Source organism: Bradyrhizobium sp. HKCCYLRH3073 (assembly GCF_051167995.1).
In the GTDB taxonomy this organism is placed as follows: domain Bacteria; phylum Pseudomonadota; class Alphaproteobacteria; order Rhizobiales; family Xanthobacteraceae; genus Bradyrhizobium.
Map to the genome: position 1 here is coordinate 151,935 of NZ_JBNPUD010000009.1, position 16,178 is coordinate 168,112.

Annotated in this window: 14 protein-coding genes; 4 read left to right on the forward strand and 10 right to left on the reverse strand. The window is 65.2% G+C overall.

Going from position 1 to position 16,178, the window contains the following annotated elements; genetic code table 11:
- Positions 1-534: 534 nt before the first annotated feature.
- From ACQR1X_RS21710 to ACQR1X_RS21750, 9 genes are all read right to left on the reverse strand, one after another.
- Entirely contained in the window at positions 535-696 is a 162-nt protein-coding gene (locus tag ACQR1X_RS21710; RefSeq protein ID WP_315803563.1) for a hypothetical protein, read from the reverse strand.
- 167 nt (positions 697-863) lie between these two features.
- Positions 864-2,054, reverse strand: a complete 1,191-nt coding sequence (locus ACQR1X_RS21715; protein ID WP_434899525.1) for a CaiB/BaiF CoA transferase family protein — start codon at positions 2,052-2,054, stop codon at positions 864-866.
- A gap of 128 nt (positions 2,055-2,182) precedes the next feature.
- Complete coding sequence (locus ACQR1X_RS21720; RefSeq protein ID WP_434899526.1) at positions 2,183-3,406, reverse strand: phenylacetate--CoA ligase family protein; 1,224 nt, start codon at positions 3,404-3,406, stop codon at positions 2,183-2,185.
- Positions 3,407-3,546: 140 nt separating this feature from the next.
- Positions 3,547-4,386, reverse strand: a complete 840-nt coding sequence (locus ACQR1X_RS21725; protein ID WP_315803560.1) for an ABC transporter ATP-binding protein — start codon at positions 4,384-4,386, stop codon at positions 3,547-3,549.
- A gap of 164 nt (positions 4,387-4,550) precedes the next feature.
- Positions 4,551-5,837: an ABC transporter substrate-binding protein gene (locus ACQR1X_RS21730; protein WP_315803559.1), complete on the reverse strand. Its 1,287-nt coding sequence runs from the start codon at positions 5,835-5,837 to the stop codon at positions 4,551-4,553.
- Positions 5,838-5,895: 58 nt separating this feature from the next.
- Complete coding sequence (locus ACQR1X_RS21735; RefSeq protein WP_434899527.1) at positions 5,896-6,969, reverse strand: branched-chain amino acid ABC transporter permease; 1,074 nt, start codon at positions 6,967-6,969, stop codon at positions 5,896-5,898.
- Positions 6,970-6,972: 3 nt separating this feature from the next.
- Entirely contained in the window at positions 6,973-7,866 is an 894-nt protein-coding gene (locus tag ACQR1X_RS21740; RefSeq protein ID WP_315803557.1) for a branched-chain amino acid ABC transporter permease, read from the reverse strand.
- Positions 7,867-8,275: 409 nt separating this feature from the next.
- Positions 8,276-10,207, reverse strand: coding sequence for a long-chain fatty acid--CoA ligase (locus ACQR1X_RS21745; RefSeq protein WP_434899528.1), 1,932 nt, complete (start codon positions 10,205-10,207; stop codon positions 8,276-8,278).
- Complete coding sequence (locus tag ACQR1X_RS21750) at positions 10,204-11,025, reverse strand: ABC transporter ATP-binding protein (RefSeq protein ID WP_434899529.1); 822 nt, start codon at positions 11,023-11,025, stop codon at positions 10,204-10,206. Before ACQR1X_RS21750 ends, ACQR1X_RS21745 begins: the two co-directional genes overlap by 4 nt.
- Positions 11,026-11,348: 323 nt before the next feature.
- Between ACQR1X_RS21750 and ACQR1X_RS21755 the strand changes: the two genes are divergently transcribed.
- From ACQR1X_RS21755 to fcl, 3 genes are all read left to right on the forward strand, one after another.
- Positions 11,349-12,023 (forward strand): Crp/Fnr family transcriptional regulator, encoded by a 675-nt coding sequence (locus tag ACQR1X_RS21755; RefSeq protein WP_434899530.1) that lies wholly within the window; start codon positions 11,349-11,351, stop codon positions 12,021-12,023.
- 160 nt (positions 12,024-12,183) lie between these two features.
- Positions 12,184-13,239, forward strand: a complete 1,056-nt coding sequence (gene gmd / locus ACQR1X_RS21760) for a GDP-mannose 4,6-dehydratase (RefSeq protein WP_434899531.1) — start codon at positions 12,184-12,186, stop codon at positions 13,237-13,239.
- Complete coding sequence (gene fcl / locus ACQR1X_RS21765) at positions 13,223-14,176, forward strand: GDP-L-fucose synthase (protein WP_434899532.1); 954 nt, start codon at positions 13,223-13,225, stop codon at positions 14,174-14,176. Before gmd ends, fcl begins: the two co-directional genes overlap by 17 nt.
- Before the next feature lie 131 nt (positions 14,177-14,307).
- Here fcl and ACQR1X_RS21770 read toward each other — a convergent pair whose 3' ends face one another.
- Positions 14,308-15,150 carry a uroporphyrinogen-III synthase gene (locus tag ACQR1X_RS21770; RefSeq protein WP_434899533.1) on the reverse strand — a complete coding sequence of 281 codons (843 nt, stop codon included), beginning with the start codon at positions 15,148-15,150 and terminating at the stop codon, positions 14,308-14,310.
- Between the two features lie 156 nt (positions 15,151-15,306).
- Between ACQR1X_RS21770 and purU the strand changes: the two genes are divergently transcribed.
- Entirely contained in the window at positions 15,307-16,170 is an 864-nt protein-coding gene (purU, locus tag ACQR1X_RS21775; RefSeq protein ID WP_316180092.1) for a formyltetrahydrofolate deformylase, read from the forward strand.
- Positions 16,171-16,178: the final 8 nt, after the last annotated feature.

Genomic DNA, 16,178 nt, shown 5'->3' on the forward strand with positions numbered 1-16,178 from the left:
CCTGGGATCAGCACTTCAGCCCTTCGCGCGACTCGATATCAGGCCGGTGCCGATCGACGGACGCAGGCCGTCGTCCAAAGCACGCAAATTTGCGGGGGCGGGAATTGTGACTTTTTGGGTGAATTGAGCGGCAGTGCAGATCGTAATCGGACTGTGGCACCGCCGACACGTTTACGAGAGGCCGGATCGGCAGCGACGGACCGTTGTTCGAATCGCTTCCGCGCTTCTCCAGAGGTTGTGTCTTTGCGATGACAGCATTTTAGGCAGCACAGTGGTAGGCTTCATTCATGGGCAGACGTCGTGCTGCTCACGCGCGGTGCCTGATCTTTGGTCATCGCGCCCTGATGTTTCCTCCCGAGACGATCACCTTGCCCGGCGCGTGCGTCGGGCTTTTTTTTGCATTCGGTGGATCAGGGTTCGCAGCTCATCCCGTCACCCTCGAAAGGAAAAAGCCTCCGTCCGGCTTTTCGGAACGAAGGCTTCGAGCAAAGGTGATGTAGGTCAGCGAGGACGCGAACCCGAGGCAGGTCAGCCTCAGTTGGCCTTCTCCGCGACCGGCATGTGGTACCAGTCGGACTCGTTGTCCAGCATCGTCTCATCGAAGGGCAGCGCGCCGTCGTGATTCAGAGCGGCGGCGTTGACGTCGCGGACGATATCCATCGCCGACAGAAACTCGTTCAATTCCGATGCGCTCATGACCCGCTACTCCTCAAGCCCGCGGGCCCCGGGGGTCCGCGATCAACTGATGAGAAGAGGTTAACGCGGTCTCGCTCTGGCCTCAATCCCGCCCAGGTCGAAGTTCCAACGTGGTGACATCTGGGCCACAGCGGCGGGATGCCGCGGCTTGGTCATATTGCACCTGCTCACACGACGCGATGCAGCCGGAGATCGGCGATCTCTCCGTCGGTAAAGCCGAACTCGGAGAGAATCTCCTCGGTCTGCTCGCCGAAGTCCGGCGGCCGCGCCGCCATCCGGCTCGGCGTGCGCGACAAGGTGAAGGGCTGCGCCACCAGCGTGATGTCGCGGCCGTCGTCGCTGGCGACCTGCTGCGCCATGCCGAGATGCTGGACCTGCGGGTCTGCGAACATCTGATCGATGGCATAGATCGGGCCGCACGGCACCCCAGCGGCGTTGAGCTCGGCAACCCATTGCTCGCTCGTCTTTGCCAGCGTGCGCGCGTTGATCTCGGCGTTGAGCGCATCGCGGTTCTTCGAGCGCGCCGGCGCGGTGGCGTAGTCCGGATTGTCGATCCATTCGGGCGCGCCAAGCGTCTGGCACAGCCGCTCCCAGATCCGTCCCCCCGTGGCGGCGATGTTGATGTAGCCGTCGGAAGTCTTGAACACGCCTGTCGGGATGCTGGTCGGATGGTTGTTGCCGGCTTGAGGAGCGACCTCCTTCTCCATCAGCCAGCGCGCGGCCTGGAAGTCGAGCATGAAGATCTGCGCCTGCAACAACGAGGTCTGGACCCACTGGCCCTCGCCGGAGACCTCGCGCTCGAGCAGCGCGGTGAGGATGCCCATCGCGCAGGACAGGCCCGCGGAGAGATCGGCGATCGGGATGCCCGCGCGCATCGGCCCCTCGCCGGGCGCGCCGGTGATCGACATCAGCCCGCCCATTCCTTGCGCGATCTGGTCGAAGCCCGGTCGCTTGGAATAAGGGCCGTCCTGGCCGAAGCCGGAGATGCTGCCATAGACGATGCGCGGATTGACCTTGCGTACGGCCTCGTAGTCGATGCCGAGCTTGGTCTTCACGTCGGGACGATAGTTCTCGATCACGACGTCGGCCTGCTTGGCGAGCCGCATGAACACGTCGACGCCCTTCGGGTCCTTCAGGTTGAGCGTCATCGCGCGCTTGTTGCGATGCAGGTTCTGGAAGTCGGACCCGCGGCGCGGGCCGCCGAGCGCCTCGCCGCCGTCCTCCATCATGGCGTCGATCTTGATGACATTGGCGCCCCAATCGGCGAACTGCCGGGCGCAGGTCGGGCCGGCGCGCACCCGTGTCAGATCGAGCACGGTGAAGCGGGACAGGGCTTTGGACGCGCGCGGGAAGGCCATGCGGACGAACTCCAGGGAACGTGACATGGCTGTATAGGAGAGCGCGCGTGAGGCGACAATTGCGCATGGGACGTGCGCAGGGCGCGGCTCATGCCGTCGCCGCAGGGCTTCGCCTCGGTTGCAGGACCTCAGCGCTCGTCGGCGATCACCTTGCCGTCGTTCGGCAGCGTGCCCGGCGCGACGATCTCAACGTTGCCGCCGAGCTTGGTGACGCTGCGCAGGCTGGCGGTCACGGCCTCGGAGAGGCTGTCTGCCGGCGATGCGCATTCGGCCTTCAACGTCATCGCATCGGTCTCGCCGGCGCGGGTGACGACCAGACGAAGGCGGCCGATCTCGGGATGGCGCTTGCCGATCTCGGCGACCTGCTCGGGGCGCACGAACATGCCCTTGATCTTGGTGGTCTGGTCGGCGCGGCCCATCCAGCCCTTGATGCGCATGTTGGTGCGGCCGCAGGCGCTGATGCCGGGCAGAGCGGCGGTGAGGTCGCCGAGGGCGAGGCGAATCCAGGGATGGTGGGGATCGAGCGAGGTCACGACGATCTCGCCGACATCGCCTGGCGCCACCGGATCGCCGGTGCCGGGGCGGACGATCTCGAAGATCAGGTCCTCGTTGACGACCATGCCGTCGCGCGCTGCGGTCTCATAGGCGATGATGCCGAGATCGGCGGTGCCGAACGCCTGATAGGCATCGATGCCGCGCGCCTTGATCTCGGCCTGCAGCGACGGCGGGAACGCCGCGCCCGACACCAGCGCGCGCTTGAGCGAGGAGACGTCGCGACCGGCGCTGGCGGCGGCATCGAGCAGGATCTTGAGGAAGTCGGGCGTGCCGCTGTAGCCGATCGGGCGATAGGCCTCGATCAGCTCGAACTGCGCCTCGGTGTTCCCTGGTCCCGCCGGAATGACAGCGCAACCGAGCGCGCGCGCCGAGGCATCGAAGATGAAGCCGCCCGGCGTCAGATGATAGCTGAAGGTGTTGAGCACGACGTCGCCACTGCGCAAGCCCGACGCGAACAGCGCGCGGGCGCCGCGCCAGGGATCGTTGTGCGCTGCCTCCGGCTCGAAGATCGGTCCGGGCGATGTGAACAGGCGCGAGAACGCGCCGGGCGCCTGCGCGACGAAGCCGCCAAACGGCGGGGCCGCTTTGTGCAGGGCAGGCAGTTCGGATTTGCGCAGCACCGGCAGCTGCGCCAGCGCGGCGCGGGTCGTGATTTCTCCGGGATCGATGCCCTGCAGCAGCGCCGCATACGCCGGCGCCGTCATCGCCGCACGCAGCACGTCGGGCAGGCGGGCGAACAGCTCCTGCTCGCGGGCTGCGGGATCACGGGTTTCGAGGGCGTCGTAGTGGGTGGTCATTGCTCGTGTCCTGGCACGTCATTCCGGGACGGTTCGCTGCGCGAACTGGCGAAGCCATTTGGCGCACTGGACCGAACCCGGAAATCTCGAGATTCCGGGTTCGCGCGTGCCGCGCGCCCCGGAATGACGGAGTGTGACGTTCACAGCCACCGCTTCCGCCGTTTGAAGCTCTTCAGGTTCTTGAAGCTCTTGCGCTGGTCGCCGGCGCCGCCGAGGTAGAATTCCTTGACGTCCTCGTTGTCGCGCAAGCTCTCGGCGGTGCCGTCGAGCACCACCTTTCCCTGCTCCATGATGTAGCCGTGGCTGGCCACCGACAGCGCCGCGCGCGCGTTCTGTTCGACCAGCAGGATGGTGACGCCGAGATCGCGGTTGATCTCCTTGATGATCGCGAACACTTCCTTGACCAATAGCGGCGACAGTCCCATCGACGGCTCGTCCATCAGGATCATCTTCGGCCGCGCCATCAGCGCGCGCCCGATCGCCAGCATCTGCTGCTCGCCGCCGGAGAGATAGCCGGCGAGGCCGGTGCGCTCCTTCAGCCGCGGGAAATAGTTGAACACCATCTCGATGTCGCTTGCGACCTCGCGATCGGATCGCGTGAAGGCGCCGAGCTTGAGGTTCTCCAGCGACGTCATGTCGGAGACGATGCGGCGCCCCTCCATGACCTGGAAGATGCCGCGGCGAACGATCTTCTCCGGATCGATGCCGTCGATGCGCGCGCCGTCGAACATGATCTCGCCGCGCGTGACCTCGCCGTCCTCGGTCTTCAACAGGCCGGAGATCGCCTTTAGCGTCGTCGACTTGCCGGCGCCGTTGGCGCCGAGCAGCGCGACGATCGCGCCCTTGGGCACATCGAGGCTGAGCCCGCGCAGCACCAGGATGACGTCGTCATAGACGACCTCGATGTTGCGGACGGAGAGCAGGGGGGCTGCTGTCGCGCTGGCTGCGCCGGTTCGCGGAGTGTCGAGTGTTTCGGTCATTGTGGCTGTCCACCGCTGTCGTCCCCCGCGCAGGCGGGGGACCCAGTATTCCAGAGACGCCGATGCTTGATCGATGAGCCGCGGCGTACTGGATCCCCGCTTTCGCGGGGATGACGATCGTGTGTGGGGCGACTGCTGAGTTCACTCAACCGTCGCCGATCAACTTACCAACCAGCCCATTCCGCCTTGCGCGGCAGCTCGATGGTCTTGACCTTCTCGAGCTTGATCACGCCCTTGGCCATGAGGTCGTTGAGGTCGCCATCGGTCGGACCCGTCACGCGGGCGCGATAGAGGTCGACCTTCATGGTGCCGCGGTGGTCCTTGTCCGTCCAGGTCGACGGGCTGCAGACGCCCTCCATCCCGGCCGGCACCCAATCTTTCTTCTGATAGAAGCCCTTGGCAACGTTCTCGCCGGTGGCACCGCCGTTCTTCGCAGCCCACTCGATCGCCTCCTTCATGTAGAGCGAGGAGCAGACCGCGGCGACGTAGTGCACCGGGCGGTAGACCTTGCCGGTCGGGTCGGACATCTTCGAGATCTCCTGCACCGTCTTCATGCCCGGCGCATCGCCACCCCAGGCCACCGAGGTGCGCAGCGGGAAGATCACGCCGTCGGCGGCAGCGCCCGCGGTCTTGGCGGCGTTCTCGTCCATGCCCCAGACGTTGGACAGGAACTGCACGTCGACGCCGGCATTCTTGCAGGCCTTCATCACCGAGATGTTGGAAGCCGCGGTGTTGCCGAGATAGGCGTAGTTGGCGCCGGAGCTCTTCAGGCTCAGGCACTGCGCGCTGTAGTCGCCCGGCGCCAGCGCGAACACCAGCGGCGGCAGCACCTCGAAGCCGAGCTCGGTGGCGAGCGCCTCGCCGGCCGCCTTCGGCGCGTTGGGGTAGGGGTGGTTGGCGCCCATGTGGACGAATTTCGGCTTGCCCGGCTTGCCCTTGGCCTTCCAGTCCTCGGCCGCCCAGGTCAGCTCGGCGCGCAGCGCATCCGAGTAGCTCGGGCCGTAGAAGAAGTTGTACGGCGCCGGCTTCGCCTTGCCGCTGGTGCCTTCCGGATCGGTCAGCGCGGCGGCGTAGGAGCCGGACATGTCCGGGATCTTGTCGTTGGCGAGGAAGCCGGTCAACGCCTCGGTGTCGGCGGTGCCCCAGCCCATGATCGCCGCGACCTTGTTGTCCGGTGCCGACCACTTCTTGTACAACGCGATCGCGCGCGGCACCTGGTAGCCATAATCGTTGCTGTCGACTGCGAGCTGCTTGCCGCCGATGCCGCCGTTCTTGTTGACCCAGGCGAAGGTGTCCGCGACGCCCTGGCCGTAGGGCGTGCCGACGTCGGACGTGCCGCCTGAGAGATCCTGCAGATGGCCGATCGCGATCTGCTGCGCCTGCGCCGACGGGGCGAATGCGCCCGCCAAGAGCGCCAGTGCCGCCGAGCCGAGCCATGATTTGATCGTCATAGTGCTTCCTCCTGTGGTGGGTTCGGGCCGGATTGCCGCCGGTCCCTGTTGGTTGGAATCAATGTGAGAACGGATAGAGCTTCCAATAGGTCTTGATCTGGCGCCAGCGATGCGCGAGCCCGTCGGGCTCGAACATCAGGAAGCCGATGATAATCAGGCCGATCGCGATCTCGCGCAGAAAGGTGATGTTGTTGTTGAGCGCGAGCGCCTTGTCGATCGCGCCGCCCTTGAGGAGATGGCTGAGCCACTCCATCGATTCCGGCAGCAGAACGACGAAGGCGGTCCCCATCAGCGTGCCCATGATCGAACCGGTGCCGCCGATGATGATCATCGCAAGGAACAGGATCGAGCGCTCGATGCCGAAACCTTCCTGCGAGATCACCAGCTGGTAGTGCGCATAGAGGGCGCCTGCAATGCCGGCGAAGAACGCGGCGAGGCCGAACGACAGCGTGCGATATTTGGTCAGGTTGATGCCCATGATCTCGGCCGAGAGATAATGGTCGCGGATCGCGATCAGCGCCCGGCCGTCGCGGGTGCGCATCAGGTTGGTGACGAGGAGGTAGCAGACCAGCACATAGGCCAGCACGACATAAAAATACTGCCGGTCGCCGCGCAGCGCGTAGCCTAGAATCGAGAACGGATTGGCCGAAGCCGGCACCGAGCCGCCGGAGAACCATTCGGCCCGGGAGAAGAAGTCGAGCAGGATGTATTGCGCAGCGAGGGTGGCGATGACGAGATAGAGCCCCTTCAGCCGCGCCGCCGGAAGGCCGAAGACCAGACCAACGAGGGCCGTGATCACGCCGGCGAGCGGGATCGCGAAGAACACCGGGATGGCATAGGCGTTGTTGATGTAGGCCGAGGTGAAGGCGCCGAGCAGGAAGAAACCGGCCTGGCCGATCGAGATCTGGCCGGTGAAGCCGACCAGGATGTTCAGCCCGAGGGCCGCGATCGCGAAGATGCCGATCTGGATCGAAACCGACAGCCAGTATTCGGAGAACACCTGCGGCGCGAAGCACAGCAGGATGACACCGGCGATCGCGAAATTGCGGCTGGTCCTGGTCGGGAAGATCGTGGTGTCGGCCGCGTAGGAGGTGCGGAAGTCACCGGCGGGTATCGTGGAACGTGCGACCATGGTTCAGATCCGCTCGATGTCTTTGGTGCCGAACAGGCCGTAGGGCTTGATCATCAGGATGATGATCAGGACGTAGAACGGCGCGATCTCGTACAGATTGCCCCAGTGCAGATACTGGCTGTCGACATATTGCGCGATGTTCTCCAGGAGGCCGATGATGATGCCGCCGAGCACAGCACCGCCGACCGAGTCGAGGCCTCCGAGGATCGCCGCCGGAAACACCTTGATGCCGTAGGCCGACAATCCCGAGGACACGCCGTTGACGACGGCGACGACCACGCCGGCCACGGCGGACACGGTCGCCGAGATCGCCCAGGCCATCGCGAACACGCTCTTGACGGAGATGCCGAGCGATTGCGCGACCTGCTGGTTGAAGGCGGTGGCGCGCATCGCGAGGCCATATTTGGAGGCCTTGAAGAACCAGGCCATGCCGAGCATCATCAGCAGCGACACGACGAGGCTCATGACGTAGACCGTCTGGATCTGCAGTCCGAACAGGTCGACGGACGTGCTTGCGAACACTGGCGGGAACGGCTGCGGATTGACGCCAAACATCCATTTCAGCGCCGCCTGGAACACGGTCGACAGGCCGATCGTGACCATGATGACGGAGATGATGGGCTCGCCGATCATCGGCCGGAGGATCACAACCTGGATCGCGATGCCGAACGCGAACATGAAGACCAGCGTCAGCGGCATGCCGACCCAGAACGGCACCTGATATTTCGTCAGCAATGCCCAGCACACCCAGGCGCCGATCAGGAGCAGCTCGCCTTGCGCGAAATTGACGACCTGGGTCGCCTTGTAGATGAGCACGAACGACATCGCGACCACGCCATAGAGCGTTCCGACGACGAGGCCGTTGACCAGGAGCTGGATGAGGAAGGCGGTGTTCATGATCGTTCTCACTCGTCATCGCCGGGCTTGACCCGGCGATCCAGCTTTGTCGGAAGAGGATGGATGCGCGGGGCAAGCCCGCGCATGACGATTGGGTGTGCCGAGCCGGCGTGGCTCTTACCCTCTCCCCTTGTGGGACAGGGTGGCTGCGCGCAGCGCAGCCGGGTGAGGGGTTCTCTCCGCGGGCGAGCGAGAGGAGAGGGACCCCTCACCCGACCGCGTTTGCGTTGACCGGCCGAGATGCCCTCTCCCACAAGGGGAGAGGGCGCAGTCATGCGCAGTAACCTTCGCTGCGGCTCAAGCCGCTGCTCGTCATCGCCGGGCTCGACCCGGCGATCCATCGCTCTCGCAAGAAGATGGATGCGCGGGTCAAGCCCGCGCAGGATGACCGAATATGACGATAAGCACATCACTCTGCGGCCTCCGCCATGGGGCCGTGGCTGTCCAGGTCCACCACCTTCAGCGTGGTGCGGATGCGCTGGGTGGTGCCGTCCTGGAAGCGGATGACCGTGTCGACGGGGATCGCCGGCTTGCCGCCATAGATGCCGTCGATGATATCGGCGTACTTCTCGTTGATGACGCTGCGGCGCACCTTGCGCGTACGTGTGAGCTCGCCGTCGTCGGCATCGAGTTCCTTGTACAGCAGCAGGAAGCGGGAGATGCGCTGCGCCGGCGGCAGGTGGGCATTGACGGTCTCGACCTCTTTCTGCAGCAGCGCATAGACCTCGTTGCGCGAGGCGAGATCGGAATAGGTGGTGAAAGCGATGCGGTTCTTCTCGGCCCATTTCGAGATGATCGAATAGCGGATGCAGATCATCGCGGCGAGGTGCTCGCGGCCGGCGCCGAGCACGACGGCCTCGGCGATATAGGGTGAGAACTTCAGCTTGTTCTCGATATATTGCGGTGAGAAGCGCTCGCCGCGCGCGGTCTCGGCGAGGTCCTTGATGCGGTCGATGACGACGAGCTGCTTCGCGTCGTTGAAATAGCCGGCGTCGCCCGAATGCATCCAGCCGTCCTTGACGTCGGCGGTCGAGGCTTCCGGGGCCTTGTAGTAGCCCAGGAACATGTTCGGGTGGCGTACCAGGATCTCGCCGATGCCCTGGCTGTCGGGCTGGTCGATCCTGATCTCGATGTCGTCAGCCATCGGCACGCCGGTCGTGTCGGGATCGACCTTGTCGTCCGGATGCAGCGTGTAGGCCCCGAGCAGCTCGGTCTGGCCGTAGAGCGTGCGCAGCGGCACGCCCATGGCGCGAAAGAACTTGAACGTATCGGGCCCGAGCGCGGCACCGCCGGTGGCAGCCGAGCGCAGCCGGGTGAAGCCGAGCCGGTCGCGCAGCGCACGGAACAGCAGCATGTCGGCAAGGCTCGAATGCTGGCCCTTTTCCAGCGCCGCAAGGCCGGTCGACATGCCCAGATGGTAGAGCCGTTGCTTCAGCGGCGAGGCGTCCATGACGGCGGCACGGACGTCGGCCGCGATCTGCTCCCACACCCTTGGTGCAAACAGTACGAAGGTCGGCGCGATCTCGCGGAAGTCGTTCATCATCGTGTCGGGCTCTTCGACGAAGTTGACCTTCATCCGGCAGAGCAGTCCTTTGCCGAGCACGTAGACCTGTTCCATGATCCAGGGCAGCGGCAGCACCGAAACGTATTCGTCCTCCGGCCCCTTCGGATCGAACGCGAGATAGGTCGCGCAGTGCTTGAGCACGCGCGCGGCCGAGAGCATCGCGAGCTTCGGATGAGAGGTCGTGCCCGAGGTGGTGCAGAGAATGGCGACGTCGTCGCCGACGGTCGCATCGACCATGCGGTCGTACAGATCCGGCTCGCGCGCGGCCCGATTGCGGCCGAGCTCAGCGAGTTTGTCCGCCGGCATCAGCCTGGGATCGTCATACTTCCGCATGCCGCGCGGATCGGAATAGACGATATGCTCGAGCGCCGGCACGCGCTCGGCGAGGTTGAGCAGCTTGTCGATCTGCTCCTCATCCTCGGCGAACACCAACCGAGCCTCGCCGTAATTGAGCAGGTAGGCGGCCTCGTCGTCGAGCACGTCCCGATAGAGCCCGAGGCTGTAGCCCCGGATCGCATGCGTTGCGATCTCCGCCGCGACCCAGTCGGGCCGGTTGTCACCGATGATGCCGATCACGGCGTCCTTGCCGAGCCCAAGCTCGACCATGCCGAGCGTGAAATCGCGCACGCGCGCCTGGTAGTCGGCCCAGGTGAAGGTGCGCCACAGCCCGAGATCCTTTTCGCGCAGCGCGATCTCCGTCCCGTGCTCTTTCGCGTTCAGCCGCAGCAGCTTCGGATAGGTGTCGGCCTGCCGGACGCGACCCGCATAGTCCATCATGCCGCGTCCTCCGCGATGGACGGCGCCTCGTCGGGATCGACCAGCAGTTCGTCCTCCTCGCCGAGATAGGCGCGCTTGACGTGGGGATCGGCGAGCACCGCGGCCGGGTCGCCCTCGGCGATCTTGCGGCCGAAATCCAGCACCATGACGCGGTGGGAAATGTCCATCACCACGCCCATGTCGTGCTCGATCATCACGACGGTCATGCCGTATTCCTCGTTGAGGTCGACGATGTAGCGCGCCATGTCCTCCTTCTCCTCGAAGTTCATGCCGGCCATCGGCTCGTCGAGGAGAATGAGATGCGGCTCCAGCGCCATCGCTCGGGCGAGCTCGACGCGCTTGCGCAGGCCATAGGAGAGCGTGCCGGCCGGCGCCTTGCGCACCGACTGCAGGTCGAGGAAGTCGATGATCTGCTCGACCTTCTCGCGGTGCTTCAGCTCCTCGCGCCGCGCGCCGGTGAGCCAATACAGAGAGCCGGTGAGGAAGTTGTTCTTCAAGAGGTGATGGCGCCCGACCATGATGTTGTCGAGCACGCTCATGTGGTGGAAGAGGGCGAGGTTCTGGAAGGTGCGGCCGATGCCGATATTTGCGCGCGCGCTCGGCGGCAGGCCGGTGATGTCGCGGCCGCGATGGAGCAGGCGGCCCTCGGTCGGCTTGTAGCGGCCGGAGATGCAGTTGACGATCGAGGTCTTGCCGGCACCGTTCGGGCCGATGATCGAGAACAACTCGCCCTCGCGCACGCCGAAGCTGACGTCGGTCAGGGCCCGCACCCCACCGAAACGCAGCGACACTCCGCGCGCTTCCAACGTATAGTCCAAGTCGTCCTCCCGAATTGTCTTGGGCGCTTGGCGCGCTCTTCAAGGCATCGTGTCGCGCGACGTTGAGCTCGTCGCGTCGGCTGCAATCCTATCCCGGGCATCGGTTCCGCGCCATCCGACGAATGACGGGCCACCCGGGCGGGCGCATTTTGCCGCATCTCGGATGCACCTCATCGGAGGCGCGAGTCGAAGGCGGTGGCCCTCGATAGGGGAAAGCGCTATCAGGAACTGTCTTGCGCCTGACATTTCCCAGGCTAAATTCACCGCTGGATTGTTGCGATGCAATATGGCTGCCGCAAGCTTCGACGAGACGAGATGACGGCTTGATCTCTCCCGATACCCTTCTGCGCATCGCGCCCTGGTCCCGCCATTTGAAGCCCGAGGAAATCGACACGGCCGCGGCCGGCGTCGTCGAGCGGTCGTTTGCGGCCAACGAACACATCTTCGTCCGCGGCGACCAATTCGACCACTGGACCGGGATCGTCACGGGTCTGGCGCGCATGAGCACGGTGTCGCGCGGTGGCAAGGCGACGACATTCGCCGGCATGTCGGCCGGCGCCTGGTTCGGCGAGGGCAGCGTGCTGAAGAACGAGCCGCGCCGCTATGACGTCGTGGCGCTGCGCGATACGCGCGTCGCGCTGATGGAGCGGCCGACCTTCATGTGGCTGTTCGAGAACAGCGTCGGCTTCAATCGCTTCCTCGTCACCCAGCTCAACGAGCGGCTCGGCCAGTTCATCGGCCTGGTGGAGGTCGGTCGCACGCTGGATGCGACGGCACGGCTCGCCCGCAGCATCGCGTCACTGTTCAATCCGATCCTCTACCCGAATACGACCCGCCACCTGGAGATCACCCAGGAGGAGATCGGCGCGCTGTCGGGCCTGTCCCGGCAGAACGCCAATCAATGCCTCAAGACGCTGGAGCGGGAGGGCCTGCTGCGCGTCGAATATGGCGGGGTGACCGTGCTCGATCTCGACCGGCTGCGCTGCTACGGGGACTAGATCCCGCCTTGCGTCGCGCCGATACGGGATTGATCCAACGCCTTGTTTTCCGTCGAGCTTGACCGGCGGCTTCGGCTGTGGACTGCTCGCCGGGAACTTCGGCCCGAGGGGGCGCGACGGTGTTGGAGTGAGTATGGCGGGGAAGGATTGCAGCGGCCGCGTGGCCCTGATCACGGGCGTCACGGGCCAGGACGGCGCCTATCTGGCCGAATATCTGCTCGGCCTTGGCTACACTGTGCACGGCATCAAGCGGCGGTCATCGTCCTTCAATACCGCGCGGGTGGATCATCTCTACCAGGATCCGCACGAATGCAACGTCCCGTTCCTGCTGCATTACGGCGACATGACCGATTCCACCAACCTGATCCGGCTGGTGCAGCAGATCCGCCCCGACGAGATCTACAATCTCGCGGCCCAGAGCCATGTCGGCGTCAGCTTCGAGAGTCCGGAATACACGGCCAATGCCGACGCGCTCGGGGTTCTGCGCTTGTTGGAAGCCATTCGCATTCTCGGCATGGAGAAGCAGACGCGGTTCTACCAGGCCTCGACCTCGGAGCTGTACGGCCTGGTGCAGGAGATCCCGCAGCGGGAGACGACGCCGTTCTATCCACGCTCGCCCTATGGCTGCGCCAAGCTGTACGGCTACTGGATCACGGTGAACTATCGCGAGGCCTATGGGATGTTCGCCTGCAACGGCATCCTGTTCAACCACGAGAGCCCGATCCGTGGCGAGACCTTCGTGACCCGCAAGATCACCCGCGGCGTCGCCCGCATCGAGACCGGCCTGGAGGAGACGATCTATCTCGGCAATCTCGAGGCCAAGCGCGACTGGGGCCATGCGCGCGATTATGTCGAGGGCATGCACCGTATCCTGCAGGCCGATACGCCAGACGATTTCGTGCTGGCGACCGGCGAGACCCATTCGGTGCGCGAGCTGGTCGAGCTCGCCTTCGCCGAGGTCGATCGCCGCATCGAATGGCGCGGCGAGGGGGTCGAGGAGACCGGGATCGACGCGAGATCCGGCAAGGCGGTGGTGCGGATCGACCCGACCTATTTCCGCCCGACCGAGGTCGACCTCCTGATCGGCGATTGCAGCAAGGCGCGCGACAAGCTCGGATGGAAACCAAGGACGAGCTTCGCCCAACTGGTCAAGGAGATGGTCGCCAGCGATCTGTGCGCCGCACGGCGGGAGGCGAGCAGTGGCCACGCCATTTGATCTCCGCGGCAAGCGTGTCTTCGTCGCCGGCCATCGCGGCATGGTCGGCAGCGCGCTGGTGCGGCGGTTGGCGAGCGAAGGCGTCGAACTGCTGACGGTGCCGCGCAGCGAGGTCGATCTGCGCGACCAGGCGGCGGTGTTCTCATGGTTTGCGCGCGCCCGGCCGCAGGCCGTTTTCCTCGCCGCGGCGAAGGTCGGCGGCATCGTCGCCAACAACACGCTGCGTGCCGAGTTCATCTACGAGAACATCGCCATCGCCACCAACGTCATCCACGCCGCGCATGTGAACGGCGCCGAGAAGCTGATGTTTCTCGGGTCCTCCTGCATCTATCCCAAGCTCGCCCCCCAGCCGTTGCGCGAGGATTCGATGCTGACCGGGCCGCTGGAGCCGACCAACGAGCCCTATGCAATCGCCAAGATCGCCGGCATCAAGATGGTCGAGGCCTATCGCAGCCAGTATGGCGCCGATTTCATCAACGTGATGCCGACCAATCTCTATGGTCCCGGCGACAACTACCATCCCGAGTACAGCCACGTCGTTGCGGCGCTGATCCGCCGCTTCCATGAGGCGAGGCTCGCCGATGCGCCGGAGGTGGTGGTCTGGGGCACGGGAACGCCGCGGCGCGAATTCCTCTATGTCGACGACATGGCCGATGCCTGCGTGCACCTGATGAAGACCTATTCGGAGGCGGGGCTGGTCAACATCGGTACTGGCGAGGACATCACGATTGCCGATTTCGCCCGTGTGGTTGCGGCGACGGTCGGCTATCAGGGACGGATCAGCTTCGATCCCTCACGCCCCGATGGCACGCCGCGCAAGCTGCTCGACATCTCGCGGCTGGCAAAGCTTGGCTGGCGCGCGACGACGTCGCTGAAGGAAGGCATCGCGCGCGCGTATCAAGCGTTTCTGCAGGAGACGGGGCAGGCCGCCCCCTAACCCTCCGCTGTCGTCCCGGCGAACGCCGGGACCCATACCGCGTGATGTCTGAAACGGGCAGGCCGCGCGTTCCACGCGTCTCACGCCGTTCGGTGGCTATGGGCCCCCGGGTCAAGCCCGGGACGACACCGTTAGTTGGAGGCCGATTGCTGCGCCTTCACACCCAGCGCCTTGGCCATCGCCGAGATCAGCGGCTTCATGAAATAGGCCTCGCCCGCCGGTGTGATCGACGGCGTCAGCCCATGCGCAGCCAGTTCCTCCGTCACCACAGGCCCGACGGAGGCGATCTGCGTGCGTGCCAGTCCCTCACGCAGGCGTGCCTCGACGCCGTGCGCCCTGGCGACGTCGAACAGCCGCCGCGGCTGGCCCGAACTCGTCAGCGCGATCGCGTCAACCTTGCCGGCGATCATCTCGTCGATCGCGGTGAGGATGTTCGCATCCGCCGCCTTGGCATCATAGACATAGGGCAGCACCGGATCGACCTCGGCGCCGCCAGCCTTGATCGCACTGATCAGCGCCGAATGATCCTTGTCGGGATAAAGCTGCAGGCCGAGCCGATGGCCCGCGAGGTCGTAGCCTGCCAGCAGTTCGGCCACGCCTTCCGAGGTCGGCTTCTCCGTGGTGACCTGCGCCTCCAGGCCGAGCTCGCGCAAGGCGCGCCCCGGCTTGGGGCCGCGGGTGAAGGTCCGGGCCTTGCCGATCGCGGCGATGAACTCGGCCTCGACGCCGATCCGGCGCGCCACCGTCATCAGCCGCCTGAGCCCCTCGCCGGTCATCAGCACGAGATCGTCGAACGGCCGTTCGTTACAGCGGCGAATCCAGGCCTCGATCGGCGCCGGGTCCGGCGCATCCTCGATCGTGAACATCGGACATTGCAGCACGTCGGCGCCCTGCTCGGCGAGCAGCCGCGAGAACTGCGCCTCCTCGCGGGTTTCCAGGATCAGGATGCGGTTGCCGGTCAGCCTGTCAGCCATGACGATGCTCGAAGTTTGAGAGTTGATGTTTTGTTCATCCTGCCCACGGGCCGAGCGTTGGCGCAAGCGCGCGGAGGGTGATAGAGCAGGGCCCGAACGGGCGCCAAGCCTGCCGCATCATTCACCCCTTCGTCATCCGCCCGGTAACGTCACGCCATGTCCGACCACCAATATGTCCTGACCCTGTCCTGCCCGGATCGTCCCGGGATCGTCTCGGCCGTCTCCACCTTCCTCGCCCATAACGGCCAGAATATTCTCGACGCCCAGCAGTTCGGCGACTTCGAGACGGGTCACTTCTTCATGCGCGTGGTGTTCACGGCGGCCGACCTCGCGGTCAACCTGCCGGCGCTGCAGACCGGCTTCGCCGCGATTGCCGAACGCTTTGCGATGGACTGGCAGATGCGCGACCGCGCCGGGCAGCGCCGGGTGATGCTGCTGGTGTCGAAGTTCGACCATTGCCTGGTCGACATCCTTTATCGCTGGCGCACCCGCGACCTCGCGATGATTCCGACCGCGATCGTCTCCAACCATCCGCGCGAGACCTATGCCGGGCTCGATTTCGGCGACATTCCGTTCCACCACATGCCCGTCACCAAGGACACCAAGCGCGACCAGGAGCAGGCCATCCTGAAGCTGGTCGATGAGACCAGGACCGATCTCGTCGTGCTGGCGCGCTACATGCAGATCCTGTCGGACGAGATGTCAGCGAGCCTGTCGGGCCGCTGCATCAACATCCACCATTCGTTCCTGCCGGGCTTCAAGGGCGCGAAACCCTACCACCAGGCCTATGAGCGCGGCGTCAAGCTGATCGGCGCTACCGCCCATTACGTCACCCGCGATCTCGACGAGGGCCCGATCATCGACCAGGACGTCGAGCGAATCAGCCATCGCGACACCCCCGACGATCTCGTGCGCAAGGGCCGCGACATCGAGCGGCGCGTGCTGGCGCGGGCGATCCGCTATCACCTCGAGGACCGCGTCATCCTCAACGGCCGCAAGACCGTCGTCTTCATGGATTGATGTCGCCG